Here is a 26315-nt window from a genome sequence, read left to right as displayed (position 1 = left end):
TACGACAGGAAAGTGACATCATGTCGCCGTCACACCCAAGCAGCGTGCCGGTCTTTCGGTGGTTACCGTGCTTCCGCGCGGCGAGCCGAAAGCGCAGCTACGGCTTGGACTTCCGTCAGCAACCTTATCGGGTCAACAGGCTTTACCATGACGCGGTTTGCGCCATTCAGCAAGACCTGTCTACGGGATTCGTCGCGCTTGTCGGCGGTCAGCACGATGATCGGGACGGGCGGAATATCGAGCCGGCGCTCGTGCCCGCGTAGCCGGCCAAGCATGTCGATGCCGTCGCCGCCGGGCATCGAAAGGTCGCTGATGACGATATCGGGGCGCACGCTTCCTTCCGACAAAGCGCAGTCGAGAAGCGTCTCGAAGTGCTCCACATGTTGAACGGCATGTCCGGCCTTTTCGAGCATCGCCCGGATGAGCATCGCATTGATCGGGTCGTCCTCGGCCAGAAGAATGCGAAGTCCACCCTGGATTCCGGCGTCCGGTATGGAGATGCTGAAACCGGGCTGGTTGTCGTTCAGCGCATCGCGCTTTTCCATGCCTCGCATCCGGCCCCGCAACACGTCGATCAATGATTGCTCGCGCAGAGGTCGGATCAGCCAGGCGTCGAACAGATCGAGCGGATGAGCGTTGCGCTCTTCCGGATTGACCAGGAAGATCTTGCGCAGCCCCAGTGCGGCGATCTCCGCTCGGTCGGCAAGATGCTCGGCAAACTCCGCCGACATGCGGTGGTCGACGATGATGTCGGTTGGTCGGTAGCCTCGAGCGGTCATGGCCAGCAGCATTTCGTGTGCGCTCGCGCCGTCGGTGACGAGATGGCAATCGCCGCCGAGTGTCGTGATCGTCTCAGATATCGCCATCCGTGCAGCGCCGATCGGCGCCAGCAGCAGAACGACGCTGCCGACAAGTACACCGTTGCGGCTGGCGCGGCTTTCCTCCGGAATGTCGGTCGGGAAGCGGATGCTGAACTCGCTCCCGGTGCCCTTTTCGCTGGATACTGTGAGCGAACCGCCGAACTCGCGGATGATACGAGCAGAGATGGATAGCCCCAGTCCTGTGCCACTACTCTTTTCCATCGCCGTTCCGCCCTGCTCGAATTCCCCGAAGATACGGTTCTGTTCTTCCTCGGTCATGCCGGGCCCCGTATCGGTAACGCTGATCAGCACTTCGTTGGCCTGCAGCGATGCCCGCACGAAAACGCCGCCAGTCTGCGTGAATTTGACGGCATTGCCGATCACGTTGAACAAGACCTGGCGCAGGCGTGCCGGATCGAAGCTCATCAGCTCGGGTAGATCAGAGGAAACCGTCGCTCCGATCTCGATCCCCTTGTCATGGGCGCGGTGGGCGAGCATTTCGACCACGCTCTCGAGCAGCTTGCGCAGGGATTCGGCCCGCGGACGCAAGTGGAAGCGGCCGACCTCGATGGTCGAGAAATCAAGCAGGTCTTCAACCAACTGCGTCAATGCATAGCCGGATTGGCGGATGCCGGTGAGATAGTTCTGCTGCTCCTGCGTTAGCCTGGTCTCGGTCAGTAGGTGGGTCATGCCGAGAATGCCGGAAAGCGGCGTGCGGATTTCATGGCTCACGGTGGCGAGCAGACGCGACTTGGCTGCGCTGTTGTATTCTGCCTTCTGTCGAGCGTCCTCGCGGGCTTGTGCCGTTAGCCGCTCTTCCGTGACATCGCGGGCGATGCTCTGGAGCAGCAACTGCCCGTTGGCCGGGTCGCGGGTTATGATGTCACGCCAGAAATAGATGCGTTGTCCCTCGGGCGTCGAGATTTCCACCTCGAAGCGATGCGGTGCCGGACCGGGACGGAAGGCGATGCCGATTTCCTCGCATGTCAGTCCCTCCGGATTGAGACGGCCCGTCAGCCGGCGAAACGTCTCGTTGGCGCCAACAATGCGCCGGTCCATGTTGCGCGTGACGGCAATGTCGCCGAGTGCGTCATGTATATCGGCAAACAGGGCAGCGCCTTTGCTCCATGCCGATGAAACGCCGCGGGGTGGCTTGCTGAAGCGGCGCGGCCTGGCGGCCGAAAGGGTCGCGAGAAGGACGATGAAGGAGAGTGCGGCGACGCCTAAGCCCGTCGAGACCAGGAGGGGGCCGCCCGCCTGCGTCACGATAACCAGGAGGGAACCTGCGACGACGCCAAGGCCACCCAGCCACCAGGAAAGAAGCCTATGGTGGACGCGATTGTGTTGGGTTTGCGATGACGTGTGCCCGGTTCGACCGGCAGCAGCATCCGAATGCCGCTCGCCATCGTGGTGAGCGGTATGCCGCCCGAATGCGGCGGCAAGTCTTTCGTGCAATTGACCGAGACCTTGCATAGCCGCCGATAGCACGACGGCGGTTCCAAATGCCTTCAGCAAATCGCTAGGATTTTAACGGTCTGCGTTTTTAGGTTGTATCAGCTCGTCGAGAATCACGCATCCCGCGCCGATCGTGATGAAACTGTCGGCCAGGTTGAAGACGGCGAACGACCATGTCTCGGTATGAAACAGGATGTAGTCGATCACATGCCCGTAGAGGAAGCGGTCGATCAGGTTACCCAGCGCGCCGGCGATGATGAGCGCATAGCCAAGATGGGCGAAGGTGCGCTGCTTGCCGGTGCGATGCCAGAGCCAGATCACGAACGCGACGATGATCAACCGCATGCCGACGATGAACCATCCGTCCATGCCCGAGAGCATCGAGAAGGCGACGCCAAGATTGTAGGTCCGGTAGAGCGCCAGCATCGGGATAAGGTGCACCGGCTCCTGAAGCGGCAGCGTATGGTCGACGACGATCTTGACGATCTGGTCGAGCACGACGGCAACGACGATGAAGATCAGGATCGGCAGCGGCCGGGCAAACAGCGTCGGGCGTTCTAGCGTCTGTTCGGTCATTTGGCCTCGTCGAGCGAAAGGAGGTGACGCCGCGCCTCGAACAGCATGACGGCGCTGGCGACGGCAAGATTGAGCGAGTCGGCGCGGCCCTGCTGCGGAATGCGGGCAAGCGCGTCGGCTTCCTTTGCAAGATGCTCCGGCAGCCCGGACTGCTCGTTGCCCATCAGGATCACCACCGGCTTCTTCCTGTAGTCGATCGTGCGGTAGTCGACCGAGCCCGCCAGATGCGTTGCGACGACGGAAACGCCGGCGTGCTTCTTCCAGGCGATAAATTCCTCGGGCGTCGCGCGGGCAACGGGAACGGCAAATACCGAACCCATGGTGGCGCGCACCGTTTCGAGTGAGAACGGATCGGTCGTTTCGCCGACGAGGATGACGCCGGAGGCGCCAGCGGCATCCGCCGTGCGGATGATCGTGCCGAGATTGCCGGGGTCGCGCACGCGGTCGAGGGCGATCCAGGTCTCGCCCTGCTTCGGGTGGATCTCGCGTAACGGCTTCCAGCGGACCTCGAAGATGCCGACGACCATCTGCGGGTTGTCGCGACGGGTGATCGAGGAAAGCACTTTCTCGCTGACCTCGAGCACCAATCCACCCGAGGCGACGGTCTTTGCCGCCATCTGCTCGACCAGCGGCTTGCCCTTGGCTGCCTTGGCGTAAACGAGGGTGCGGATTGTCCAGCCGAGTTCGATCGCATCGATGACAAGCTTCAGGCCTTCTGCCATGAAGGTCCCGCTCTGCTCGCGGTTCTTCTTGTCGCTGAGCGCCTTGATGTCCTTGATAATAGGATTGGCGAGCGAGGTGACCTCTTTCACGTGCCCGACCTTATGCGGGCCGTGGCCCCTGTGTTCATGGCTCATTTGGGTACCAACGGGAGAAGAGAGAGGTGGAAAGCGCGCGGCCCGGCGTATTGCCGTCCAGCCCGGCCTCGCGAATGACAAGCTCGCCGGATTCGACGACACCGCCGGCCCCGCGCATGGTCTCGCGCATCAGTTCGTGGATCGAATAGAAGCTGGCGCGGATCGAATAGGCGGTCAGCACGAGCCCGACAGCCTTGGGAGACAGGATTTCGCGGCAGATGTCGAGCATTAGCGGCAGGTGGGCGAAAAGATGCCAAACCTCGCCGTTAGGGCCGCGACCGAAACTCGGCGGATCAGTGAGGATGATGTCGTAGGTGTTGCCGCGGCGTTCTTCCCGCAGGATGAACTTCATCGCGTCTTCGCAGATCCAGCGGATCGGCGCCTTCTCCAGCCCGCTCATCGCCTGGTTTTCGCGTGCCCAGCCGATCGCCTTCTTGGAAGCATCGACATGCGTAACCTCAGCGCCTGCTGCGGCGGCGACGAGCGAGGCCACACCGGTGTAGCCGAACAGGTTCAGAACCTTCAGGGGCCGCTTGGCGGCCTCGACCTGCTGCTTCATCCAGGTCCAGTGGGCGATCTGCTCCGGAAAGACGCCGACGTGGCGGAAAGAGGTGAAGCGGCCGAGAAAATCGACGCCGAGCAGATTAAGCGGCCACGTCTCACCGAGCGCTTCCTTGGGAAAGCGCCAGCGCCCGGTGCCTTCCTCATCGGTATCGCCGGTGAAGACCGCATCGACCTTCTCCCAGGCCTGCTTCGGAAGGGACGGCTGCCACAATGCCTGGCCCTCCGGACGCACGATCCGGTAGGGGCCGTATTGCTCCAGTTTCTCACCATTGCCGCTGTCGATCAGATGGAAGTCGCCTGCGCCGAGGGACTCGAGGATAACGGGCACGCGTTCAGCCGGACGTTCGCCAGTGCGCACCATCAGCGGCCGGTCGATTGCCGTCGGCACGGAAGCCGGTTCGCGCATCTTCTCACGCGCTGGCGCCGGCTTCGCTGCCGGCTTTGTCGGCCGCTGGCCGCGATCGTCAGGGCGGCGTCCGCCGGAGGGGCCGGCGGCGGATTTCTGGCCAGGCCGGCGTTCTTTCTGTCTCACGTGATTTTCCGCGTGCTTCAATTCGATAGAACTCGTGCAAATAGCATCCCGTTTCACCTTGGCAAAGCGCTTTCGGGCTGTGATAAATTGAGGCAGGTCGAAATGGGAGGATTTCGGATGGACTTGACCGGCGAAGAACGGATTGCCGCGCCTCGCGATGTCGTATGGGCAGCGCTGAATGACCCGGAGATATTGAAGCAGTGCATTCCGGGCTGTCAGAGCCTGGAAATGAAGTCCCCGACGGAGCTGGCGGCAGTAGTGAAGGTGAAGATCGGCCCGGTGTCGGCAACCTTCAATGGCGAAGTCTTGCTTTCCAACATACGCGCACCGGAGAGCTATACGATCGCGGGAGAGGGCAAGGGCGGCATTGCGGGCTTTGCCAAGGGCGGGGCAGATGTCGTGCTAAAGGACGAAGGCGCCGAAACGGTCCTCCAATACGAGGCGAAGGCTCAGGTCGGAGGAAAGATCGCCCAGCTCGGCGCTCGATTGATCGACTCGACGTCCACCAAACTGGCGCAGCAGTTCTTCTCGAATTTCAACGCCGCCGTCAGCGCCAAGGCGGCGGAATAGGGCTCAGATTGGTAGATTTCTCCGCCTCGACAAAGCCACTGCCCGCAAACTGGGTAATCAGGTCTGCGCGCCGCTCCGATCTGGAAGGACTGGCAGATATCTATCTCGCGGTTCGCCGCGAGACCTTCCTGTGGGTCGATCCGGGCAGCTTCCGCCATGAGGATTTCAAGGCTCATACCCAGGGAGAGCATATATGGCTTGCGGAGACGCCAAGCGGCGAGATCGCAGGCTTCATCACGCTGTGGGCTCCGGATGACTTTGTTCACATGCTCTATATTGCAACGCGCTGGCAGGGGCAGGGCGCTGGTGTGGCCTTACTCGAAGCGCTACCGGATTGGCCGCGCAAGAAGTACCGGCTGAAATGCCTGGTAAACAATCGACGGGCGAAGAGCTTCTATCTTTCCAGAGGCTTCGTCGTCTCCGGGTCGGGCCCGTCGGCGGAAGGCGACTACGACGAGATGGTTTTCTATCCGGAGCCGGTCGCCTAGCGCATCACGATATTTCGGGTTCGCTTTCTCTCGCCTGTCATTTCGCGATGGATCCTTGGCTGATCTATTGAAGTTGCGGCTTCTTCAGGAATGTATTCCGGTCGGCGGATGTAACACGCAGCCAAGCCTCCCGGCCGCCTCGCAGCACACGCATCGGAATTTCCGCGCCTGCCGGGCCGCTGCTCCAGACCTTGCGATAAAAGTCGGCAAGTCCGTCCACTTCGCTATCGCGGATTTCGGAAATGATGTCGCCACGTCGCAAGCCTGCCTGAGCCGCAGGGCTGCCGTCGGCCACGCTCATGACGATCACATCGCCGTTGGTTTCTGCCGAGAACGCTCCCAGCCACGGACGCGGTGGCTTGTTGACGCGGCCCCGCGCCACGAGATCATCGAGAATGGGTGGAAGCAGGTTGATCGGCACGATCATGTTGATGTCCACGGCGTCACCACCCTGGCTCATCTGAAGGCGCAACGATCCGATGCCGAGCAGCTTTCCGTTGGAATCGATGAGCGCCGCGCCTCCCCACGAGGGATGGGCGGGTGTGGTGAAGATTGCCTCGTCGAGCAGGTATTCCCAGTAACCGGCGAATTCCTGCTTTGCGACGATGTTGGCCTCGACGAATTGCCCAATGCCGTCGGCAAGAACGACGGGGTCGCCAAGGTTTGCCTTGGACGCGTCGCCAAGTTCCACGGCCGGCAGGCCAAGGTCGCCCAACGTCTGCAGCAAACCGAAGCCAGTCTCCTGGTCATAGGCAAGCGGATGCGCGGCAACAACGCGCCCGTCTCCGGTCGTCAGCCAAACCTCCTCGGCTTCCGTAATCAGGTAGCCGATCGTCAGCACTATTCCCGGGCGAATGACAACGCCACTACCTTCGCGACGGGTTCCCAGCGTTTCGGCCGTAAAGGCGTCTTCCGGAATTGTGGTGCGCACGGCCACGATGGACCGCAGGATCTTGTCGACGTTCATGGCTTCATCCTCACAAGACGGACGCGCTGAGGCTTTGGGACTGCTGTGTCTGGCACAGGCGCGCTGGCTACTTCTTCTATAGCTATGAAGGGGGATGTTTCCCTGCAAGCCTTGCCGCTTCAATTTCTCGGCATGGCGATCGGCTAGCGCGACGGCAGCTGGCCAACGATTTCCTCGGCGCGATTCTTGTGGCGATCGGCCTCTGCCTGCCAGCGAACAGCTTCCTTGGCTTCGGTGCGCGCGCGCTTGCGGTATCTACCCTGGTTGAGCCAGGTCGCCGCCGAGCCGACCAGGATGCCGATGATAAGCGCGATGAAGATGAAAACGAAGAATGGCGCCGACAGCGAAAGCACCTGGTCTTCCGGCCGGAATGGATTGAACGCGAGCGTCACGACCTGCCTGTTGGCGACGCAGAAGACGATCAGCACGATTCCAAGTGGCAAAAGAATCAATAGGTTGGTGATTTTCTTCGCCATGCTCGGCCTCCGTATTTCGACACGCGCCATCTTCGGCGCGGCGCTCTGATCTGGTCAGCAGGATAGTAGGCCGAGAGCCAAGTTCAAGTGCGGTGTTGCCGCAAGCCGACGTGCGGAGGGATCAATCCTCTTCGTCAGCCTGGCCCGGGTTGAGGCGCTCGCGCAGCTCCTTGCCGGTCTTGAAGAAGGGAACCCACTTCTCCTCAACGAATACAGTATCGCCTGTGCGCGGGTTACGGCCGGAACGGGACGGCCGGTTTTTGACAGAGAACGCACCAAATCCGCGCAGCTCGACGCGATTACCCGCAGCGAGCGCGTCGGTGATCTCGTCGAGCACCGCGTTGACGATATTCTCGACGTCGCGATGATAAAGATGCGGGTTGCGCGCTGCAACTATCTGCACCAGTTCGGACTTGATCACTTTCGCCCCCTTAAATTATTGATTTATTATCGGTCATTGCCAACCTGCCAAACTGAAAGGAGCCCGTCAAGGAGCAACTTTTGGGGCAGAATTCCGCCGAGGTCGCGAGCTTTCGCAAGATCGTCGTAGCCGAGCAGCGTCAGGATCTGAGACGCGCTGTCCGCGAGCAGGAAGGGTGTGCTGCTCTTCTTGTCCCAATCGATCATGGGCAGGCCCTTGCTGACCTTGCGCGTCTCCAGATAGGCCCGGATCTCGTCGTCTCCGCCGATCTGGTCGATCAGCTTTACCTTGAGCGCCTGGCGACCGGTGAAAATCGTTCCGTCTGCGAGCTTTTGCACGTCTTCGCGTGGCAATTTGCGCCGCTCGGCGACGAGATCGACGAACCAGCCATAGCTGTCGGTGATCATGTTGTTGATCATCGCTTTGGCTTCCTCGCTTGCCGGGTGGAATGGCGAAGGCTCGGCTTTCAGCGGCGAGGATTTGATCTCCTCCATCGAGACGCCAATCTTGTCGAGTAGCGGCTTGACCTGCGGATACTGGAAGATCACCCCGATCGAACCGGTAATCGAGCTGTCTCCGGCAATGATCATATCGCCAGCGGTGGCGATCATGTAGCCGGCAGACGCGGCCAGCGTGCGCACGTCGGATACGACAGGCTTCTTGGCCGCAATCGCGCGGATAGCCTTGAAGACCCGTTCGCCGCCGTAAGTCGTGCCGCCGGGCGAGGAAATCGAAACGACGACGGCCTTCACCGCATCGCTCTTTTCGATCTTCTTCAATCGCTCCAGCAGTTCGTCATCGTCGGTAATCAGGCCGGAAATGGTAACGTGGGCAACGTGCGGCCGCACGGTTGCGATGTCGCCCACGAGGAATCGATAAGCTGCGAAGCCCAGCGCCACGAGCAGCAACACCGCGGCGACTCGCCAGAAGGTGACTTTGCGGCGAAGCTTGTGGCGATCGGCGATCATCGAACTGTCCATTCATTCCTCCGGGGCGGCGAGCACGCGCGATCCCGTAAACCTAGGGCTCGAGCATGGTTCGGACACGTCGATTTATCACGCGTCGTCGGCTTTCTTGCTTGTTGCAGAAAAAAATCCATATTGGCAAGTCAGTGTAATAATGCGAAACGAACTGTGATCGAGCGCGGCAATGCCTATATACGCTGCTCGATCACCGACACGGACCTTGTTTATGCTCAACACTTTGAACACAACCGGAAAGGCTGACTATATGAAGCCGGAGCGAAGCGCCTATGGTGCTGCGCGCTTCCATTCCGCGCGTGTGCGCCGCCTGAAGATCATCCTGCCGATCGCCGCCGTCGTGGTGTCGCTCGTCTTCATTGGTGTTTCCATTGTCCGGACCTACCTGCCGGAAAACATCAAGATTGAGGGCGCAAAGATCGAGAACGGCAAGGTGGTGATGGAGAAGCCTGCAATCTCCGGCCGCAATTCGAGCGGGGTCAACTACTCGATGCTAGCCGAACGAGCGCTTCAGGATATAAAGAATCCCAACCTGATGACGCTTGAGAACATCAAGGCTGCGGTGCCGATGAAAGATGATCTGATAGCTCGCGTCGAAGCGACTACCGCAGACTACGACCGTTCGACCGACAATCTCGACGTAAAAGCACCGTTTGCAATCCTGCTGAGCAATGGGCTGACGGCCAACTTCCAGAGCGCCAAGGTCGACATCAAGGGCGGGAAGCTGACAAGCGAAGATCCCGTAAGCATTCAGAAAGATGGTGCGTCTATTGTTGCGCGCTCGATCAAGATGACGGATAAGGGGCAGACGATCACATTCGAGGGGAATGTACGTATGAATGTCGATCCGTCCGCTATTCACAAACAGGGCACTTAACAGCCGGGTCACCATGACAAACGATTGTCGCATTTCTACCCGCAAGGCGGGGGCAGTATTTTTCAGTGGCGCGGTTGCGCTGCTCCTTTTGGCTGGCGGCGCGTTGGCGCAGGCAACGACCAGCCAGATGGATGGCCTCAAGCTCAACAGCGACGAGCCGATCCAGATCGAGAGCGACAAGCTGGAGATCCATGACAATGAACACACGGCCGATTTCACCGGCAACGTGAAGGTGGTGCAGGGCAAGACGACCCTGCAGGCCGGACATATGACCGTCTATTACAAGCCGAAGGGCGGCGATGCGAATGCGACGCCTGCGGCCGGCGCCAAGGACGCTTCGGCGTCGATTTCGTCAGGCAACGCCGATATCGACCACATTGTCGTGACGGATAAGGTGTATCTGACCTCGGGAACGCAGACAGCAACCGCCGACAACGGCTCTTTTGACATGGCGAAGCAGCTCTTCATCCTTAAGGGTGACAAGGTTGTCCTCACCGATGGCCCGAACGTTTTCACGGGCTGCCAACTGACGGTGCATATGGAGACAGGGCAGGCGCAGCTGGAGAGCTGCGGGGGGCGCGTCCAGATTCAGCTTGATCCGAAATCGCAGAAACAGAACTGACCCCGGCCTTACCACGTGAAGTTATTCTCGCTATCGACCATGTTCGGCAGGTCCGGGCCACAAGCGGCCGCTGAGGCCCCCGCCGGCGACAAGAGCCGTTACCAGGGCACGCTGATTGCGCGCGGTCTGACAAAGACCTACAGCACCCGGCGTGTCGTGAACGGCGTTTCGCTGGTCGTTCGACGCGGTGAGGCCGTCGGCCTGCTGGGTCCGAACGGCGCAGGCAAGACAACCTGCTTCTATATGATCACCGGGCTCGTTCCCGTTGACGAGGGCACGATCGAGATCGACGGCAACGACGTGACGACGATGCCGATGTATCGCCGCTCGCGCCTGGGCGTCGGCTATCTGCCGCAGGAAGCGTCGATCTTCCGCGGATTGACGGTCGAAGAGAATATTCGGGCGGTTCTTGAAGTCCACATCAACGACAAGTCTGCCCGCGAAAAGAAGCTCGACGAGCTGCTTGACGAGTTCCACATCCGCAAGCTCCGCAAAAGTGCTGCCGTGTCGCTGTCCGGCGGCGAGCGGCGCCGTCTGGAAATCGCGCGTGCGCTGGCCACCGATCCAACCTTCATGCTTCTCGACGAACCGTTCGCGGGCGTCGATCCGATCTCCGTCGCCGACATCCAGCATCTCGTGCACCACCTGACCGCACGCGGCATCGGCGTCCTGATCACCGACCACAATGTGCGTGAGACGCTGGGTCTGATCGATCGTGCCTACATCATCCACGCGGGCGAAGTGTTGACGCATGGACGTGCCAATGACATCGTCAACAATCCGGAAGTACGTCGCCTTTATCTCGGCGACAATTTCAGCCTCTGAGGCCTTCCGAAATCGCGGAACTTTACCTTTTGTGACAGTTCCGCTTGACCAAATAGAATAAAAAAGCAATTTTTGGGCCAACTTGGATTTCCGTGGCCTGATCCCGTGGCAGGACGCGGTTTCCCGGAGGAGACGAACGGGAGTTTCGCGTCCGCTATGGCACTGTCGGCCAATCTTTTTCTGCGCCAGAACCAGTCGCTGGTGATGACCCCGCAACTGATGCAATCCATCCAGTTGCTGCAGATGACGCATTTCGAGCTGACCCAGTTCATTGCCCAGGAAGTCGAAAAGAACCCGCTGCTCGAGTTTCCATCAAATGACGCGGAAACAGGCACCGAACGCGGCGGTCCGGAAGACGAAGCCTACGCCCATTCGACCGAGGAAGCTTCCGATGACGGCTACGACAGCCGAACAGAGGTTTTGTCGGGCGACTGGTACGAAAGCGGCAACAGCGGCGGTGCGAGCCGGCTCAGCGATGAGCTCGACGCCAACTATGCGAATGTCTTCCCCGATGACGGCGCTCCGCAGCGTGCCGATGCTCCGGAGCTGATGAGTCAGTGGAAGTCGATGCCTGGCAGCGGCGAAGCGGCCGATAGCTATGACCTCGATGATTTCGTCGCCGGGCAGATTTCGTTGCGCGATCATCTTGCCCAGCAGCTGCCCTTCGTGTTGCCAGACATGGCGGATCGGATGATCGCCCAGCACCTCGTCGATCAGTTGGACGAGGCAGGCTATCTCCAGGGCGATGCGGCGGAAGCCGCCGATCGGCTCGGTGCGAGCGTTGACGACGTTGAGCGCGTTATCGCCGCTCTGCAGACGCTCGATCCGCCCGGTGTTTTCGCCCGCAATCTGGCCGAATGCCTTGCCATCCAGCTTCGCCAGAAGGATCGTTACGATCCCGCGATGCAGGCACTGGTCGGCAATCTCGAGCTGTTGGCGCGGCGCGACTTCGCAACGCTGAAGCGGCTCTGCGGCGTCGATGAGGAAGATCTGCTCGATATGCTGGGCGAGATCCGCCAGCTCAATCCGAAGCCCGGCGCCGGATTCGAGGCGGGCGTATCGGAAGCGATCATGCCCGATGTAGTCGTGCGGGCAGGTTCAGATGGCAGTTGGCTGGTGGAACTCAATCCGGACACGCTGCCGCGCGTTCTGGTCAATCAGGCCTATTTCTCGAAGGTCACGAAGAGCGGTGACGACTACGCTTTCCTGTCGGAGTGTCTACAGACAGCCAACTGGCTGACGCGGAGCCTCGATCAGCGCGCCAAGACAATCATGAAGGTGGCTAGCGAGATCGTCCGGCAACAGGATGCCTTCCTGATGCATGGTGTCGATCACTTGCGACCGCTCAATCTGAAGACTGTGGCCGACGCCATCAAGATGCACGAATCCACGGTCAGTCGCGTAACCTCGAACAAGTACATGCTGACGCCGCGCGGGCTCTTCGAGCTGAAGTATTTCTTCAGCGTCTCGATCAGCGCGGTGGAGGGCGGTGACAGCCATTCGGCCGAGGCGGTCCGCCACAAGATCCGTGCGCTCATTCTCCAGGAGAGCCCGGACGCCGTGCTGTCCGATGACGATATAGTGGATATCCTGAAGAAGGGCGGGGTCGACCTTGCTCGACGTACGGTTGCGAAGTATCGTGAGGCCATGAATATAGCTTCCTCCGTCCAGCGCAGGCGTGAGAAGCGGGCTTTGGCCAAAGTCGCAGGCTTTTGATGGCTGTTTGAGGCGACCTCTGCGTGTATGCGTGAATTCTTATGAGTGCATCTGTTGACATTTTGGTAACTTCTGGCTAGAAGCGCGCCGCAATTGTCGCTGTGGACAGCGCTGGAAGTTATCCCCATCAGTCTCAGGAGGCCTGAAGCCGGGAACTTTGGTCGATCTTGCTTGGGATCGCGCGAAGTGCTTGGATGAGGGTGAGCCTTGGCGTAAACTGGTACTCGCAAACCATGATAAGAAGGGAAACTCCATGAGTGTGCGTGTATCCGGTAAACATATGGAAATTGGTGACTCGTTCCGTCAGCGGATTGAGGACCAAATCGGTGTGGCCGTCACGAAATACTTCGACGGAGGGTATTCTGGTCAAGTGATCGTGCATAAGGCCAACGCTCGCTTTTCCGCCGACTGCAAGCTCCACCTCGATAGTGGAGTCGTGCTGCATGCCGCCGGAGAGGCGATGGATCCGCAGTTGGCCTTCGATGCCGCTTCCGAACGGATCGAGAAGCGTCTTCGTCGCTACAAGCGCAAGCTGAAGGATCACTACGCCGGAAATCACCAGAATGGTTCTGCGGAAGTTGCCTATACCGTGATGGATGGCATGTCGGACCACGAAGACGAGATCCCGGATGACTTCGCGCCGGCGATTGTCGCTGAAAGCACCAAGCAACTGAAAACAATGTCCGTCGCGACCGCCGTGATGGCGCTCGACATGACGGATGAGCCGCTGCTGCTGTTTCGCAGCCCAGGCAAGGAACAACTGAACATCGTTTACCGTCGGCATGATGGTAACATTGGCTGGATCGATGCAGCCAGCATCAAAAGCTGAGATCAAGGCGAAGGGCGGCAGTGACGCTGCCGCTCTCCCTCTCTTGGCGCAGAAGGAAAATAAAATGGCATTGGCAGATTTGCTGCAGCAAAATGCGATCATTCCCGCCCTCAGGGTAAATTCCAAGAAACAGCTCCTCCAGGAATTGGCTGCAAAGGCGTCGAAAGTCACCGGGCTTTCGGAGCGGGAAATCTTCGATGTTGTCCTGCAGCGCGAGCGCCTTGGCTCGACCGGCGTCGGTAACGGCATCGCGATACCGCACGGTAAGCTTGCAAGCGTCCATTCTATCGTTGGCATCTTCGCGCGACTTGACCAGCCGGTCGATTTCGAGGCTCTCGACGATCAGCCGGTGGATCTGGTGTTCCTGCTGCTCGCGCCCGAAGGCGCGGGTGCGGATCACCTCAAGGCTCTGTCGCGCATTGCTCGCGTGCTGCGCGACCATGATCTCGTTGCCAAGCTTCGCGCGACGGACTCCGCTTCGGCGATCTATGCGTTCCTCAACGAGGAGCAGACCTCGAACGCAGCCTGAGCATTCGACATTCCATTGAAAAAGGCGCCTGATTGCTCAGGCGCCTTTTTCGTTTCAAGCAGTCCAACGCGGCTTAGAATTCTTCCCAGTTGTCCTGGGCAAGCGCTGCCGAGCCATGTGTCTGGGGAACCGCACGACGTGGTGCTGGTGTTGCGGCCTGCCGATAGGTCGGTGCTGCAGTCGGCGCACGCATCTGCTGAGCCGTCGAGCGCAGCGCCGAGGCATGGCTTGAGCCGGAGACCCGGAAGCGCGTGACGAGTTGCTTCAGCGTCTGGGCCTCATCGTTGAGCGTGACGCTTGCCGCCGTCGTCTCCTCGACCATCGCAGCATTCTGCTGGGTAACCTGGTCCATCTGGTTCATGGCCTGGTTGATTTCCTTGAGGCCAATTGCCTGTTCGCTTGCAGATGCCGAGATCTGGCGAATGAGGCCGTTGATACCCATGACCTGCTCGGAGATCTTGTGCAGAGTGTCGCCGGCTCTGCCGACCAGATCGACACCCTCCTTGACCTGGACGGCCGAGGTGTTGATGAGCGTCTTGATCTCCTTGGCGGCATTGGCGGACCGCTGTGCCAGCTCGCGAACTTCCTGAGCGACGACCGCAAAGCCCTTGCCTGCTTCGCCAGCACGGGCAGCTTCGACACCGGCGTTCAGTGCCAGCAGGTTGGTCTGGAATGCGATCTCGTCGATGACGCCGATGATGCGCGAGACCTCGGTAGAGGACTGCTCGATGCCCTGCATGGAAGCGATCGCCTTGCGGACCACTTCGCCCGACTTCTCGGCATCTTCACAGGCGAGGTTGACGTTGTCAGCCGCGGTACGCGCATTCTCGGCGCTCGAGTTGACCTGTGCGGTGAGCTCGTTGAGCGCTGCGGCCGTCTCTTCCAGGCTTGCAGCCTGTTGCTCGGTACGCTTGGCAAGATCGGAGGCGCTACCGCTGATCTCGCTTGTGCCGGAGCCGATGTTCACAACGCTGAGGTTCATCGTGTTGATGGTCTCCTCGAGGCTTTCGAGCGCTGCGTTGAAGTCCTGCTTCAGCTTGGCGTACTCGCCCGGAAACTCCTCGGTGATGCGGTGGCCGAGATTGCCCTGAGACAGCTCGGACAGGCCCGAGCCGACGATGGCAACGATATGGCGCTGGAGTGTGACCGATTGCTGGCGCTCTGTTTCAGACCGACCGCGCTCCGCTTCGGCGGCGTCGCGTTGGTTGTTGGCTTCGGCTTCAAGGCGCTGCGTGTCGGCGAGTGCAAAGCGGAAGCCCTCGAGGGCCTTGGCAACCGAGCCGATCTCATCGGCGCGATCCTGGCCGGCAACGGGCTTTTCGTACTTGCCGTCGCTGAGTGCCTTGACGCTGGCAACAAGGCCGCCAATCGGGCGCTGAACGAAGGCGCGGACCGCGAAGTAGAGGGCGATCATGACGGCAGCAAGCACCAGGATGCCCGCGACGACCATCATGAAGGTCTGATCCTGAACCGGCGCGTTAATGGCCGTGTGCGGCACATCGACGAGGATAACCCATGTGGTGTTTACGTCGGGCAGGGCGAAGGGATAGACAACACGGTCGAAGGGTTCGTAACCGTCGTAGGCCAGATCCTTGACGACAGCGGGCTGCAGGGTCGACAGCGCGCTCTTCACGGCGTCGGCGCCTTCGCCGTCATAATCTTTCATCGAGAGGTCCGGGATCGGTGCGACAATCCATTTCCCCGTCTGCGAGAGCAACGTGACGCGACCGGAGCCGAACGGATGAAGTGTCGAGAGCTTGTCGCGCAGTGATTTCAGCGAAATGTCGACGCCGCTGACGCCGATCAGCTTGCCACCTGACATGACGGGATAGGCGATCGAGGTCATGGCGGTGTTTTCACCGGTCGTCGTTTCCGCATATGGCGGCGACAGCGCACCCTTCTTGCTCTGAGCAGCGAGCGCGTACCAGGCAGCCTTGTAGTCGGAATCGAAGGTCGAGAAGCTAAAGCCGCCGTCCTTGCTCTTCGTCCAGTAGGGGTTGAAAGTACCATCTTTCGCTGCGCCGAAATCGACCTTGCCGGCCATGGACGGCGACTGACCGTCGAAGGCGTTCGGCTCTTCGGCAAACCAGCTGCCGAACGCGAACTGGTTGCGCTCGACGTTCGCCTTCAGCATGTCGACAACGGCCTTGCGGTCAAGATACTTGCCTTCCTGACCGCGGCCGATCGTGCCGGCCATGGAGCGCGCCGCTCCCGCAAGTTCGCCAACCGAGGACGCAACCTCGTTGGCGATCGCCTTCGCTTCAAGATTGGCCTGATCCATGGTGAGGCTCTGGACGCGGCTACGCGTCTCGCCAATCAGGAAGAAGTTGGAAACGAGGAGGACGAGCGCGATGGCAACGCCGGTAATGAGGATAAGCTTGGCTGCAAGCGATTTCATGCGAGAGATGAACATGGATTCCTCGGGGAGCAAGGATGTGCCGAACGGGCATTCATCGACACAGGGGACGAGGCGTCGCCCCGTCATGGAGCAGCCGTTATAGAAGCCAGCCCCTGGGAGAGGCCCGGCGATGGCTGGACCATCGCTGGAAACCTCTTAAATTTGAATGAAATCCAATGAAAATCGACCGCGTACGCGCCAAGCTCACGCAGCATGTCGCGGGAGGAATTGCCCTATAGCGCTTTTGCGACTTCGGCGCTCGACGGGATCGACGGCTGAGCGCCTTGCTTGAGGCAGGCCAGCGACCCGGCGACAGCCGCGCGCCGGAGAGAAGCTTCGAAATCCAGCCCCTCATCCAGGCTTGCCGCGAAGTAGCCGCAGAACGTGTCGCCGGCGCCGACCGTGTCGACGGGCTCGATCTTCAAGCCTTTGGCGCGGAAAAGGATACCGTCACGGATCGCGATGACGCCGTCTGCCCCGAGCGTCACGATCAGGGTCTGCCCGGTTTCGGCATTGAGCCGCTTCAGCGCGGCTTCGCGATCAGCAGCGCCCATGTTTTCCTGGCCGGCGAGGCGCTCGAACTCGGTCTCGTTCGCGATCACGATGTCGGCAAGTCGGCCAAGGCGTGGCGCATCATCGATCAGTGGGGCAAGGTTGAGAACGGTCGTGACGCCCTTGGCATGGGCGTCGGCAAGCGCGCGCTCGACGGCCGGAACCGGCACTTCGAGTTGAAGCATCAGGATGTCGCCCTTGCTCATGCCGGCCACGGCTGCATTGGCATCGCCGGGCGTCATCGTGCCGTTTGCGCCGGGCACAACGGCAATCATGTTCTCACCGTCACCGCCAACGAGGATCAGCGCGGTTCCCGTCGGCTCGTCGACCTGCTTGACCGTGTCGAGCCTCGTGCCGGCCTCCTTCAGCAACGCGAGCGCAGGCCCGGCAAACCCATCGCGACCGACGGCTCCCGCCATGTGAACGATGCGTCCGGCGCGTCGTGCAGCAAGCGCCTGGTTGGCGCCCTTGCCGCCTGCGGCAGTCGAGAACCCGTTTCCGGCAACCGTCTCGCCGGGTTTCGGCAGGCGCGCAGTGGTGGCGATGAGGTCCATGTTGATGGAGCCGAAAACTGTGATCATGGGTGTCCCGTCCAATGCTTTTCTTGGGCGCGACACTGCCCGAAGGGCTTACTCGTCGTCAACTACTCTCAGCTTGAGAAGTCCACTGCGGCTGTCGACGGATTTCGGCGAGGAGTCGTTGTCGCGCGCCGCGGCCTTGCTGGTATCGCCGCCCTCGAATTCGAGGGCCTCGATCTTTGCGCCGCGCTTGGTGAGCTTGTCGGTGGACGTGAGGATTTGGTCGACATCCCGTTGAGCCATCGAAAAGTGGCTTTGCAGCTTGCGGACGCGTTCGTCCAGGCGGCCGAGGTCGTCCATCAGGTTCGCAACCTCGCCCTGGATGACATGTGCCTGTGCTCGCATCCGCTGGTCCTTGAGCACTGCCTGAATGACCTGGATGGAGAGCATCAGCAGCGAAGGCGAAACGATGACGACGCGGGACCGATGCGCCTTCTGCACGATCGCTTCAAAGTTCTCGTGGATCTCCGCGAATATCGATTCCGATGGCACGAACATGAAGGCCGTGTCCTGCGTCTCCCCCTGGATCAGGTACTTCTCGGAGATATCCCGGATATGCGTCTCCATGTCGCGACGGAACTGCTGCGAGGCGAGCTTGGCTCCGTCAGGCCCGCCGGCGTCGCGGATCGCATTCCACGCTTCAAGCGGGAATTTCGCATCGATCACCAGCGGCGGCGCGCCGTTCGGCATGCGGATCGTGCAGTCCGGGCGCGAGCCGTTCGACAGCGTCTGCTGGAATGCATAGGCGCCCATCGGCAAGCCGTCGGCGACGATCGTCTCCATGCGCGATTGGCCGAAGGCCCCGCGTGTCTGCTTGTTGGAGAGGATTGCCTGCAGACCGACGACGTCCTTCGCCAGTGTCTGGATGTTGTTCTGCGCCGCGTCGATGACGGCGAGGCGCTCTTGCAGCCGTTGCAGGTTCTCGTGCGTCGACTTCGTCTGCTCGCTGATCGTCGTGCTGACCCTTTGCGACATTCCGTCCAGGCGCTGGTTGATCGCCTGGTTCAATTCGGACTGCCTCGAGCCGAACACCTCGGCCATCGTCGACATTCGCCCGTGCATCTCGGCCTGGATCTTCAGGAGTTCGGCCATGCGGGCATCCGTCTCGGCGGCGCGCATGCTCGCGACCTCGGCTTGCTCGCGCCGCACTTGCCCGCTGCGGACAAGGAGGAGGATCAAAAGCAGGATCATCGCGGAGACGACGCCACCGGCCAGCGCCAGTGCGGCGGGGCTGATGTGGGACAGGACAAGGAGGAGCGACTCAGAGTTGGTGTTCATTTGGTCAGCATAACAAACTCAAATGCAATGGCTAGATCAAAACGTGAACAGTTCACAGGCCGTCTTGGCGCTCACCAGGGCGGCGAACAAACAATAGCTGACAAATGAGTGGCCCATTTAACCATTGCTCAACTATATTCGGCAAAAGCTCTGCTCAAATTTTCCGTTCAGCATCAAGCACAAAGCAGAGACAAGATGACCAGCCAGCAGTCCGATAGCGCGCTCAAGCAACGCCTCGATTTCATCGAGCTGGACGATGCAGCTCGTGCAGCGTTGCGCGAGATGCGTCCGACGATCTCCGAGCTGCTCGGCGGCGCCCTCGACAAGTTCTACGCGAAGCTGGCGAAGACATCAGAGGTGGCGAGTTTCTTTTCCGACAAGGCGCATATGGGGCATGCCAAGAAGCGCCAGGAAGACCACTGGGCCAATCTGGCCGGCGGCAACTTCGACGAATCTTATGTGAAAGGCGTTGTCGCCGTCGGCAAGACGCACGCCCGTATCGGCCTCGAGCCGCGCTGGTATATAGGCGGCTATGCGCTGCTGATGAGCGACCTCGTCAAGGGGCTCATGGCCAAGCAGTGGCCCTCGATGTTTGCCAAGCAGCAGGGCAAGGTGCTGGCCGAGAAGCTCGCCGCAGTCATCAAGGCCGCGATGCTCGATATGGACTATTCGATCTCGGTTTATCTCGAAGCGCTTGAAGAGAAGCGCAAGAAGCTGGAGGAGGAGCGGGCCAAGGCCGAGCAGGATCAGGCCATCGCGCTCGATCATCTTCGCCGCGGCCTGGAAGCGCTGTCGAACGGCGACCTCGAGGCTACTCTGCCGCCAGACCTTCCCGGCAACTTCAAAGCCATGGCCGACGACTACAACCGTGCTGTCGCGGCATTGCGGACGTCCTTTGCTTCGGTTCGGGCAACGTCGGGTGAAATACTGCGGGGTACGGACGTGATCGCCAAGGCATCGGATGACCTTGCCCTGCGCACGGCCCAGCAGGCAGCCGGCGTCGAGGAAAGCTCGGCGGCGCTGCAGCAGCTCTCCGTCAGCGTCGGCCAGACCGCGGCAAATGCCGAGAAGGCATCAGGCGCCGTCCGCGAGACGCAGCAGAAGGCGAAGAACTCGGGCGAACTCGTCACGAGTGCCGTTTCCGCGATGGCCGGGATCGAAAAATCGTCGACCGAGATCGCGAAGATCATCGGCGTGATTGATGAGATCGCATTCCAGACGAACCTGCTGGCGCTGAACGCCGGTGTCGAAGCGGCGCGTGCCGGCGAGGCGGGCAAGGGCTTTGCCGTTGTCGCACAGGAAGTGCGCCAGCTCGCACAACGCACGGCGGATGCGGCCAAGGAGATCAAGAACCTGATTTCCGAAAGCTCGGCTCAGGTCAATGAAGGCGTCGACATCGTCAGCAGCACCGGTGAGGCTCTGAGCGACATGATCAACCGCATCGACATCATCAACCGCTTCGTGGCCGATATCGCAGCGGCTGCACGCGATCAGGCGACAGGCGTCAACGAGGTCAGCGTCGCCATCCGCAACATGGACACGATCACACAGCAGAACTCCGGCATGGTCGAGAACACCTCTGCCGAAACCCGGCGTCTTCGCGGTGAGGTCGACAACCTGGTTGCACTGCTGCAGCGCTTCCGGACCGGCGTCGAGCATCGATCGATGGCCGCTCCACGCCGCGCTGCCTGACGGGAATGCGGCAAAATTCCGGGCTGGGGCGTAAAAAAGCGCTCCACCCGCCTGCCGGATAATTCCATCCTGGAAAAAGATGCGTTATGGGAACGCCATGACCATCAAGCCACTCATCATTCTCCCCGATCCGCTGCTTCGTCAGGTTTCCAAGCCGATCGAGCGTGTCGACGCCGATCTTCAGCGTCTTGCCGACGACATGCTTGAAACCATGTACGACGCCCCAGGCATCGGCCTTGCTGCCATCCAGATCGGCGTGCCGCGCCGCATGCTCGTGATCGATGTTTCTCGCGAAGGGGAAGAGAAGCAACCGCTCGTCTTCCTCAACCCGGAGATCGTTGCCTCGTCAGACGAGCGCTCGGTGTATGAGGAGGGATGTCTTTCCATTCCTGACTACTATGCCGAAGTCGAGCGCCCTGCGACCGTTACGGTCAAGTATCTCGATCGTGACGGCAAGGATCAGACCGTTGAAGCCGACGGCCTTCTCGCTACCTGCTTGCAGCACGAGATCGACCATCTGAATGGCGTGCTTTTCATCGACCACATCTCTCGCCTCAAGCGGGATATGGTGATCAAGAAATTCACCAAGGCAGCGAAGTCGGCAAAGGCGCTTTAATTGCGCCTGTGCCGATAGCCGGCTTGCAGGGCGCCGATCACGATCGGACGGCTCGGAAACCCATTTGAAGACGGGTAAGGACCTGTCACATGGCGGGATAAAATGTCGCTTCGCATCATCTTCATGGGTACCCCCGATTTCTCCGTTCCGACCTTGCGTGCGCTGGTCGATGCCGGGCATACGATCGCCGCTGTTTACACGCAGCCACCGCGACCGGGTGGGCGGCGCGGCCTCGATCTGCAGAAGTCGCCCGTGCATCAGGCGGCGGAACTGCTTGGCATACCCGTCCTCACGCCCGTGAATTTCAAGGATCCGGAAGAGCGCGAACGCTTCGGGGCGCACGATGCCGACGTTGCCGTTGTCGTGGCCTACGGGTTGCTGCTGCCGGAGGCAATCCTGACCGGCACCCGATACGGCTGCTACAACGGTCATGCCTCGTTGCTGCCGCGCTGGCGGGGCGCCGCCCCGATCCAGCGGGCGATAATGGCTGGTGACCGGAAGACCGGCATGATGGTGATGAAGATGGACAAGGGCCTCGACACCGGCCCGGTGGCGCTCACAAGCGAAGTCGAGATCGGCGCCAACACCACGGCTGGCGAGTTGCATGACAGACTGATGCATGTCGGTGCCAAGGCGATGGCAGAGGCGATGGTCAAGCTCGAAATAGGCGCTCTCCCGTTGACGCCACAGCCCTCGGACGGCGTGCTCTATGCCGCCAAGATCGACAAGGGCGAAACGCGGATCGACTTTTCAGGGGGTGCTGCGGACGTCCACAATCATATTCGCGGCCTGTCGCCGTTTCCGGGTGCATGGTTCGAAGTGGCAATCGGCGGCAAGCCCGAGCGGGTCAAGGTGCTGACCTCGGAGCTCGCAGAAGGTAGCGGCAGTGCCGGCGAACTGCTGACAGACGACCTCGTCGTTGCCTGCGGTACCGGCGCCGTTCGCCTGACCAGATTGCAAAAGGCTGGCGGCAAGCCGTTGCCGGCGGCCGACTTCCTGCGCGGAACGCCGCTTTCATCGGGCACGAGGCTCTCCTGATGCATCGCTACCGCATGATCGTCGAGTATGACGGTGGTCCTTACGTCGGCTGGCAGCGGCAGGAAAACGGACCCTCCGTCCAAGGCGCGATCGAGAAGGCAATCCTCTCGGCAAGCGGTGAGACGGTGTCGATCCGCGGGGCGGGCCGCACCGATTCCGGCGTTCACGCTACGGGGCAGGTGGTTCACGCCGACCTTGCCAGAGAGTGGTCGCCCTTCAAACTCCAGAACGCGCTGAACGCTCATCTCAAGATGGCCCGCGAGCGGGTTTCCATCATCGAGATTGAAACGGCGAGCGAATTCTTCGATGCGCGCTTCTCGGCGCTGCGGCGCCACTATCTTTATCGCATCATCAGTCGCCGGGCGCCGCTCGCCCTCGAGGCGGGCAAGGCCTGGTGGGTGCCGAAACCTCTCGATCACCATGCCATGCACGCGGCGGCGCAGACATTGGTCGGCAAGCACGACTTCTCGACCTTCCGCTCGGCTCACTGCCAGGCGAACAGCCCGATCCGGACACTCGATCGGCTCGACGTGACACGGAATGGCGACTTGATCGAGATCCGCGCGACCGCCCAGAGCTTCCTGCACAACCAGATCCGCTCCTTCGCGGGAACATTGAAGCTTGCAGGAGAGGGCAAGTGGACGCCGGACGACGTTCGTGCTGCGTTGGATGCCCGCGACCGCAAGGCTTGCGGTCCCGTAGCACCGCCCGATGGGCTCTATTTCATGCAGGTCGATTATCCCGAGGTGATCAGCGATCGCCGCCGGGAAGCGGAGGCACGCGATGACGACGACGATCTATCATAATCCGGCTTGTGGCACCTCTCGCAACACGCTTGCAATGATCCGCCAATCTGGCGAGGAGCCGGTGGTCATCGAATATCTGAAAACGCCGCCGACGCGCGAGCGATTGGTCGAACTGATCGCTGCAATGGGTATTCCGGTCCGCGCACTGCTGCGCCAGAAGGGCACGCCCTATGATGAACTCGGGCTAGCCGATGCATCGCTGAGCGACAACCAGTTGCTCGATGCGATGATTGCGCATCCGATCCTCATCAATCGCCCGATTGTCGTCACGGAAAGGGGCGCTCGCCTCTGCCGACCGTCGGAACAGGTGCTGGAAATTCTCCCGAATGCCGCCATCGGCAGCTTTACCAAGGAAGACGGCGAGATCGTTCGCGGCAAATAGCAGCTAGTCTAGACGGGATAGATACCGAGAAAACGCTGCAGGTATTCCGACAGCATCAGTGATGGCACCAGCAGCACCAGCGTCAGCGCGCCGACCATCAGTCCTTGGCCGTAGAAGATCATCCTCAGTATGCGTGCGATCGCGAAGACCTGTCCAAGCATGAAGGCCAAGAGCAGCAGCGAGACGAGGCTTACCGCCTGGGGCAGGAAGAAGACCAGCGCGAGCAGCAGTCCATTGATGTAGGACAGCGGCACACCAAGCCAGTTGACGCTGACCACAACGGGCGCAAAGCGCTCCCCCTTCTTGAAGGCCAAAAGCAGCAGGCCCGCAAAGACCAACGGCACGAACCAGTTGGCAGCTTCGACGAGTCCGAGCCGGAAATAGAAGAGAGCGCCGACATTGGTATGTGGCGGCATCGTCTGCAGGAAGGCCTGACGCCACCAGAGCCACGAAATACCCATTGGCGGCAGGCACCAGAAGATCGCCCAGAACGAGCGGTTCACGCCGCGCTCCGACATGTCGAGAAAGCGGAAGCCGCGCGGATCCATGCGGATCAGCAGCCAGATTCCGGCGATATAGTACTGAACTTCTCTAAAGCCTGGCATTCGCGAACCAGCGCTCGATGAAGGTCTCATAGATTACCGTGAGTCGCTCGAGGTCGGAAACAGCAACGCGCTCATCGACCATGTGCATCGTCTGGCCGACGAGGCCAAATTCGACGACGGGGCAGTAATCCTTGATGAAGCGTGCATCGGACGTGCCGCCCGTGGTGGAAAGCTTGGGGGACTGGCCAGTCACGCTCTCGACGGCGGAAGAGAGCGAGGCGATCAGGGCATTGTTGCGCGTCAGGAAGACATGGCTCGGGCGTTCGGCCCAAACGATATCGTACTTGAGCGGCGCCCTGCCCGGGCGCAGCACACCTTCCGCCGCGGCGGCATCGAGCCTGCGGAGGATTTCCTGCTGCAGGCTCTCGGCCGTCCAGGTGTCATTGAAGCGAATGTTGAAGCTCGCCGTTGCCTTGGCTGGCACGACATTCGTCGCCGGATTGCCGACGTCGATGGTGGTCACTTCAAGGTTGGATGGCTGAAAGTTGTCGGTGCCGCCATCGAATGGCGGGTGCATCAGCGCTTGCGTCAATTGCAGGATGCCGCGCACCGCGTTGTCGGCCAGATGCGGATAGGCGGCATGGCCCTGGACGCCGTGCACGGTGATCTTGCCGGAAAGCGAACCGCGACGGCCGATCTTGATCATGTCGCCGAGCTGGTCCGGATTGGTCGGTTCGCCGACGAGGCAGGCATCCCATCGCTCGCCGCGCTCGGCCGCCCATTTGAGGAGCTTGATCGTGCCGTTTACAGCAGGGCCTTCCTCATCGCCTGTTATCAGGAAGGAGACCGAGCCCTTCGGCGCGCCATGCTTTTCGATATGCCGGGCAATGGCTGCGACGAAGCAGGCGACGCCGCCCTTCATATCGACGGCGCCACGTCCGAAGAGTTCACCATTCGCGATCTCGGCGGCAAAGGGCGGATGTGTCCACGCAGATTCGTCCCCGACCGGTACCACGTCCGTATGCCCGGCAAACATCAGGTGCGGACCTTCGGCGCCAAGCCGCGCATAGAGGTTCTCGATATCGGGCGTTCCCGGCTCCGTCGCCTTGACCTTGTCCACCTTGAACCCCAGTGGGGACAGCATTGCTTCGAGCGCCGAGAGCGCGCCGCCCTCTGCGGGCGTGACGGACGGGCAGCAAATCAGGGTCTGGAGATTGGCGACGGGATCGGTTGCGGTCATGGAGTGGAACTATCCAGCGGTAGTGGCAAAGAAAAGGCAAGGCGGCGATGCCGCCCTGTTGAAATGTGCCGTCGTGATGCCGGATCAAGTCCGACTGTCAGCATTCGGGCGGTGCGTGTCATCCGAGACACGCAGAGCGCCGGAACCGCAAGTCTATCAGTCGCGTAGCAATTCGTTGATGCCGGTTTTCGAACGGGTCTTTTCATCGACGCGCTTGACGATGACGGCGCAGTAGAGGTGTGGTGCCGGCAGGCCGTTCGCCATGGTGGCGTTGCCCGAAGGCATGGAGCCTGCAACGACGACGGAGTAGGGCGGCACTTCGCCGTACATCACTTCGCCGGTGGCGCGATCGACGATCTTGGTCGACTTGCCGATGTAGACGCCCATGCCGAGAACCGAGCCCTCGCGGATGATGCAGCCTTCGACGACTTCCGAGCGGGCGCCGATGAAGCAGTTGTCTTCGATGATGGTCGGACCTGCCTGCATCGGCTCCAGAACGCCGCCGATGCCGACGCCGCCGGAGAGATGCACATGCTTGCCGATCTGCGCGCAGGAGCCGACGGTCGCCCAGGTGTCGACCATCGTGCCTTCATCGACGAAGGCGCCGAGATTGACGAAGGACGGCATCAGTACGACGTTCTTGGCGATGTAGGCGGAACGGCGCACGACGCAGTTCGGAACGGCGCGGAAGCCGGCGGCGCGATACTGGTTTTCGCCCCAGCCTTCAAACTTGGAGGGCACCTTGTCCCACCAGGTCGAGTTGCCCGATCCGCCCTTGACGACTTCCATGTCGTTCAGGCGGAACGAGAGCAGAACCGCTTTCTTGAGCCACTGATTGACCTTCCAGGCACCGTCGCTGCCACGCTCGGCAACGCGCGCCTTGCCGCCGTCGAGAAGTTCGAGCGCTGCTTCAACGGCATCGCGAACTTCGCCCTTGGTCGACGTATTCACATTGTCGCGGTTGTCGAAGGCGGCTTCGATGGTCTTTTCGAGGGAAGAGAGGTCAGTGGCGCTCATGGGAATTCCTTAAACTTCGATCTCTATCG

At 60.8% G+C, this 26315-nt stretch carries 27 protein-coding genes; 13 read left to right on the top strand and 14 right to left on the bottom strand.

Annotation, left to right across the window (positions count from 1 at the left end):
* Positions 1–62 precede the first annotated feature (62 nt).
* The 4 genes from JNB88_RS01275 to JNB88_RS01260 are packed head-to-tail and all read right to left on the bottom strand — an operon-like array spanning position 63 to position 4844.
* A complete protein-coding gene (locus tag JNB88_RS01275) occupies positions 63–2333 on the bottom strand; it encodes a hybrid sensor histidine kinase/response regulator (RefSeq protein ID WP_220354251.1) in 2271 nt (756 codons plus the stop codon).
* 54 nt (positions 2334–2387) lie between these two features.
* On the bottom strand, positions 2388–2891 hold the full coding sequence (gene lspA, locus JNB88_RS01270; RefSeq protein ID WP_220353971.1) for a signal peptidase II: 504 nt from the start codon (positions 2889–2891) through the stop codon (positions 2388–2390).
* Entirely contained in the window at positions 2888–3748 is an 861-nt protein-coding gene (locus tag JNB88_RS01265) for a TrmH family RNA methyltransferase (protein WP_220353970.1), read from the bottom strand. Before JNB88_RS01265 ends, lspA begins: the two co-directional genes overlap by 4 nt.
* Complete coding sequence (locus tag JNB88_RS01260; protein WP_220353969.1) at positions 3738–4844, bottom strand: class I SAM-dependent methyltransferase; 1107 nt, start codon at positions 4842–4844, stop codon at positions 3738–3740. The genes JNB88_RS01265 and JNB88_RS01260 overlap by 11 nt, the downstream gene beginning before the upstream one ends.
* A gap of 117 nt (positions 4845–4961) precedes the next feature.
* On the opposite strand from JNB88_RS01260, the gene JNB88_RS01255 reads away from it, so the two are divergent.
* Together JNB88_RS01255 and JNB88_RS01250 are read left to right on the top strand one after the other, a co-directional pair.
* A complete protein-coding gene (locus tag JNB88_RS01255) occupies positions 4962–5414 on the top strand; it encodes an SRPBCC family protein (RefSeq protein ID WP_220353968.1) in 453 nt (150 codons plus the stop codon).
* A gap of 8 nt (positions 5415–5422) precedes the next feature.
* Complete coding sequence (locus JNB88_RS01250; protein WP_420832158.1) at positions 5423–5902, top strand: GNAT family N-acetyltransferase; 480 nt, start codon at positions 5423–5425, stop codon at positions 5900–5902.
* 64 nt (positions 5903–5966) lie between these two features.
* Here the strand turns inward: JNB88_RS01250 and JNB88_RS01245 are convergent, their stop codons facing one another.
* The 4 genes from JNB88_RS01245 to sppA all read right to left on the bottom strand — a co-directional run bounded on the left by JNB88_RS01245 (position 5967) and on the right by sppA (position 8746).
* Positions 5967–6869: a S1C family serine protease gene (locus JNB88_RS01245; RefSeq protein ID WP_037130434.1), complete on the bottom strand. Its 903-nt coding sequence runs from the start codon at positions 6867–6869 to the stop codon at positions 5967–5969.
* Positions 6870–7012: 143 nt separating this feature from the next.
* Positions 7013–7345, bottom strand: coding sequence for a lipopolysaccharide assembly protein LapA domain-containing protein (locus tag JNB88_RS01240; protein WP_037130432.1), 333 nt, complete (start codon positions 7343–7345; stop codon positions 7013–7015).
* 121 nt (positions 7346–7466) lie between these two features.
* A complete protein-coding gene (locus tag JNB88_RS01235) occupies positions 7467–7766 on the bottom strand; it encodes an integration host factor subunit beta (RefSeq protein WP_003544934.1) in 300 nt (99 codons plus the stop codon).
* A gap of 26 nt (positions 7767–7792) precedes the next feature.
* Positions 7793–8746: a signal peptide peptidase SppA gene (sppA, locus tag JNB88_RS01230; protein ID WP_220353967.1), complete on the bottom strand. Its 954-nt coding sequence runs from the start codon at positions 8744–8746 to the stop codon at positions 7793–7795.
* A 211-nt stretch (positions 8747–8957) separates the two neighbouring features.
* Between sppA and lptC the strand changes: the two genes are divergently transcribed.
* The 6 genes from lptC to ptsN all read left to right on the top strand — a co-directional run bounded on the left by lptC (position 8958) and on the right by ptsN (position 14144).
* The gene (lptC, locus tag JNB88_RS01225; protein ID WP_220353966.1) at positions 8958–9623 is read left to right on the top strand and encodes an LPS export ABC transporter periplasmic protein LptC; all 666 of its coding nucleotides are present in this window, start codon (positions 8958–8960) and stop codon (positions 9621–9623) included.
* Between the two features lie 13 nt (positions 9624–9636).
* A complete protein-coding gene (locus JNB88_RS01220) occupies positions 9637–10245 on the top strand; it encodes an LptA/OstA family protein (RefSeq protein ID WP_220353965.1) in 609 nt (202 codons plus the stop codon).
* 39 nt (positions 10246–10284) lie between these two features.
* Positions 10285–11070, top strand: coding sequence for an LPS export ABC transporter ATP-binding protein (gene lptB, locus JNB88_RS01215; RefSeq protein WP_037130424.1), 786 nt, complete (start codon positions 10285–10287; stop codon positions 11068–11070).
* A gap of 156 nt (positions 11071–11226) precedes the next feature.
* Complete coding sequence (gene rpoN / locus JNB88_RS01210; RefSeq protein WP_220354249.1) at positions 11227–12786, top strand: RNA polymerase factor sigma-54; 1560 nt, start codon at positions 11227–11229, stop codon at positions 12784–12786.
* Positions 12787–13039: 253 nt separating this feature from the next.
* Complete coding sequence (gene hpf, locus JNB88_RS01205; protein ID WP_025658734.1) at positions 13040–13615, top strand: ribosome hibernation-promoting factor, HPF/YfiA family; 576 nt, start codon at positions 13040–13042, stop codon at positions 13613–13615.
* A 64-nt stretch (positions 13616–13679) separates the two neighbouring features.
* Entirely contained in the window at positions 13680–14144 is a 465-nt protein-coding gene (gene ptsN, locus JNB88_RS01200; protein ID WP_007529605.1) for a PTS IIA-like nitrogen regulatory protein PtsN, read from the top strand.
* Positions 14145–14217: 73 nt separating this feature from the next.
* Here the strand turns inward: ptsN and JNB88_RS01195 are convergent, their stop codons facing one another.
* The 3 genes from JNB88_RS01195 to JNB88_RS01185 form a co-directional block, all read right to left on the bottom strand.
* On the bottom strand, positions 14218–16557 hold the full coding sequence (locus JNB88_RS01195) for a methyl-accepting chemotaxis protein (protein ID WP_220353964.1): 2340 nt from the start codon (positions 16555–16557) through the stop codon (positions 14218–14220).
* A gap of 218 nt (positions 16558–16775) precedes the next feature.
* Positions 16776–17675 carry a ribokinase gene (locus JNB88_RS01190; protein WP_220353963.1) on the bottom strand — a complete coding sequence of 300 codons (900 nt, stop codon included), beginning with the start codon at positions 17673–17675 and terminating at the stop codon, positions 16776–16778.
* A gap of 48 nt (positions 17676–17723) precedes the next feature.
* Entirely contained in the window at positions 17724–18950 is a 1227-nt protein-coding gene (locus JNB88_RS01185) for a DNA recombination protein RmuC (protein WP_220353962.1), read from the bottom strand.
* A gap of 195 nt (positions 18951–19145) precedes the next feature.
* On the opposite strand from JNB88_RS01185, the gene JNB88_RS01180 reads away from it, so the two are divergent.
* The 5 genes from JNB88_RS01180 (at position 19146) to arsC (ending at position 23484) form a co-directional block, all read left to right on the top strand.
* Positions 19146–20642 (top strand): globin-coupled sensor protein, encoded by a 1497-nt coding sequence (locus JNB88_RS01180; protein WP_220353961.1) that lies wholly within the window; start codon positions 19146–19148, stop codon positions 20640–20642.
* 97 nt (positions 20643–20739) lie between these two features.
* Positions 20740–21258: a peptide deformylase gene (def, locus tag JNB88_RS01175; protein ID WP_220353960.1), complete on the top strand. Its 519-nt coding sequence runs from the start codon at positions 20740–20742 to the stop codon at positions 21256–21258.
* Between the two features lie 102 nt (positions 21259–21360).
* A complete protein-coding gene (fmt, locus tag JNB88_RS01170) occupies positions 21361–22296 on the top strand; it encodes a methionyl-tRNA formyltransferase (RefSeq protein WP_220353959.1) in 936 nt (311 codons plus the stop codon).
* Positions 22296–23102 carry a tRNA pseudouridine(38-40) synthase TruA gene (gene truA / locus JNB88_RS01165; RefSeq protein WP_220353958.1) on the top strand — a complete coding sequence of 269 codons (807 nt, stop codon included), beginning with the start codon at positions 22296–22298 and terminating at the stop codon, positions 23100–23102. Before fmt ends, truA begins: the two co-directional genes overlap by 1 nt.
* Complete coding sequence (gene arsC, locus JNB88_RS01160) at positions 23080–23484, top strand: arsenate reductase (glutaredoxin) (protein WP_220353957.1); 405 nt, start codon at positions 23080–23082, stop codon at positions 23482–23484. Before truA ends, arsC begins: the two co-directional genes overlap by 23 nt.
* An 8-nt stretch (positions 23485–23492) precedes the next feature.
* Here arsC and JNB88_RS01155 read toward each other — a convergent pair whose 3' ends face one another.
* From JNB88_RS01155 to dapD, 3 genes are all read right to left on the bottom strand, one after another.
* Positions 23493–24089, bottom strand: coding sequence for a hypothetical protein (locus JNB88_RS01155; protein ID WP_220353956.1), 597 nt, complete (start codon positions 24087–24089; stop codon positions 23493–23495).
* Positions 24076–25269: a succinyl-diaminopimelate desuccinylase gene (dapE, locus tag JNB88_RS01150; protein WP_220353955.1), complete on the bottom strand. Its 1194-nt coding sequence runs from the start codon at positions 25267–25269 to the stop codon at positions 24076–24078. Before dapE ends, JNB88_RS01155 begins: the two co-directional genes overlap by 14 nt.
* Positions 25270–25425: 156 nt before the next feature.
* Entirely contained in the window at positions 25426–26286 is an 861-nt protein-coding gene (gene dapD, locus JNB88_RS01145; RefSeq protein WP_007802048.1) for a 2,3,4,5-tetrahydropyridine-2,6-dicarboxylate N-succinyltransferase, read from the bottom strand.
* Positions 26287–26315: the final 29 nt, after the last annotated feature.

Origin of the sequence: Rhizobium cauense (assembly GCF_019511525.1) — a bacterium.
GTDB classification, from domain to species: domain Bacteria; phylum Pseudomonadota; class Alphaproteobacteria; order Rhizobiales; family Rhizobiaceae; genus Rhizobium; species Rhizobium cauense.
Note: the sequence above shows the minus strand (reverse complement) of the source record. Positions and strands in the feature narration are given on the sequence as shown.

Bases quoted from the DNA above. Each gene is read 5' to 3' on its own strand.
- lspA (WP_220353971.1), bottom strand. From the start codon at position 2,891: ATGACCGAACAGACGCTAGAACGCCCGACGCTGTTTGCCCGGCCGCTG.
- JNB88_RS01155 (WP_220353956.1), bottom strand. From the start codon at position 24,089: ATGCCAGGCTTTAGAGAAGTTCAGTACTATATCGCCGGAATCTGGCTG.
- JNB88_RS01245 (WP_037130434.1), bottom strand. From the start codon at position 6,869: ATGAACGTCGACAAGATCCTGCGGTCCATCGTGGCCGTGCGCACCACA.
- lptB (WP_037130424.1), top strand. From the start codon at position 10,285: ATGTTCGGCAGGTCCGGGCCACAAGCGGCCGCTGAGGCCCCCGCCGGC.
- rpoN (WP_220354249.1), top strand. From the start codon at position 11,227: ATGGCACTGTCGGCCAATCTTTTTCTGCGCCAGAACCAGTCGCTGGTG.
- JNB88_RS01180 (WP_220353961.1), top strand. From the start codon at position 19,146: ATGACCAGCCAGCAGTCCGATAGCGCGCTCAAGCAACGCCTCGATTTC.
- JNB88_RS01195 (WP_220353964.1), bottom strand. From the start codon at position 16,557: ATGTTCATCTCTCGCATGAAATCGCTTGCAGCCAAGCTTATCCTCATT.
- JNB88_RS01220 (WP_220353965.1), top strand. From the start codon at position 9,637: ATGACAAACGATTGTCGCATTTCTACCCGCAAGGCGGGGGCAGTATTT.
- dapE (WP_220353955.1), bottom strand. From the start codon at position 25,269: ATGACCGCAACCGATCCCGTCGCCAATCTCCAGACCCTGATTTGCTGC.
- JNB88_RS01265 (WP_220353970.1), bottom strand. From the start codon at position 3,748: ATGAGCCATGAACACAGGGGCCACGGCCCGCATAAGGTCGGGCACGTG.
- JNB88_RS01240 (WP_037130432.1), bottom strand. From the start codon at position 7,345: ATGGCGAAGAAAATCACCAACCTATTGATTCTTTTGCCACTTGGAATC.
- lptC (WP_220353966.1), top strand. From the start codon at position 8,958: ATGCTCAACACTTTGAACACAACCGGAAAGGCTGACTATATGAAGCCG.
- arsC (WP_220353957.1), top strand. From the start codon at position 23,080: ATGACGACGACGATCTATCATAATCCGGCTTGTGGCACCTCTCGCAAC.
- JNB88_RS01190 (WP_220353963.1), bottom strand. From the start codon at position 17,675: ATGATCACAGTTTTCGGCTCCATCAACATGGACCTCATCGCCACCACT.
- fmt (WP_220353959.1), top strand. From the start codon at position 21,361: ATGTCGCTTCGCATCATCTTCATGGGTACCCCCGATTTCTCCGTTCCG.
- hpf (WP_025658734.1), top strand. From the start codon at position 13,040: ATGAGTGTGCGTGTATCCGGTAAACATATGGAAATTGGTGACTCGTTC.
- sppA (WP_220353967.1), bottom strand. From the start codon at position 8,746: ATGGACAGTTCGATGATCGCCGATCGCCACAAGCTTCGCCGCAAAGTC.
- truA (WP_220353958.1), top strand. From the start codon at position 22,296: ATGCATCGCTACCGCATGATCGTCGAGTATGACGGTGGTCCTTACGTC.
- ptsN (WP_007529605.1), top strand. From the start codon at position 13,680: ATGGCATTGGCAGATTTGCTGCAGCAAAATGCGATCATTCCCGCCCTC.
- JNB88_RS01275 (WP_220354251.1), bottom strand. From the start codon at position 2,333: ATGCAAGGTCTCGGTCAATTGCACGAAAGACTTGCCGCCGCATTCGGG.
- dapD (WP_007802048.1), bottom strand. From the start codon at position 26,286: ATGAGCGCCACTGACCTCTCTTCCCTCGAAAAGACCATCGAAGCCGCC.
- JNB88_RS01185 (WP_220353962.1), bottom strand. From the start codon at position 18,950: ATGAACACCAACTCTGAGTCGCTCCTCCTTGTCCTGTCCCACATCAGC.
- JNB88_RS01255 (WP_220353968.1), top strand. From the start codon at position 4,962: ATGGACTTGACCGGCGAAGAACGGATTGCCGCGCCTCGCGATGTCGTA.
- def (WP_220353960.1), top strand. From the start codon at position 20,740: ATGACCATCAAGCCACTCATCATTCTCCCCGATCCGCTGCTTCGTCAG.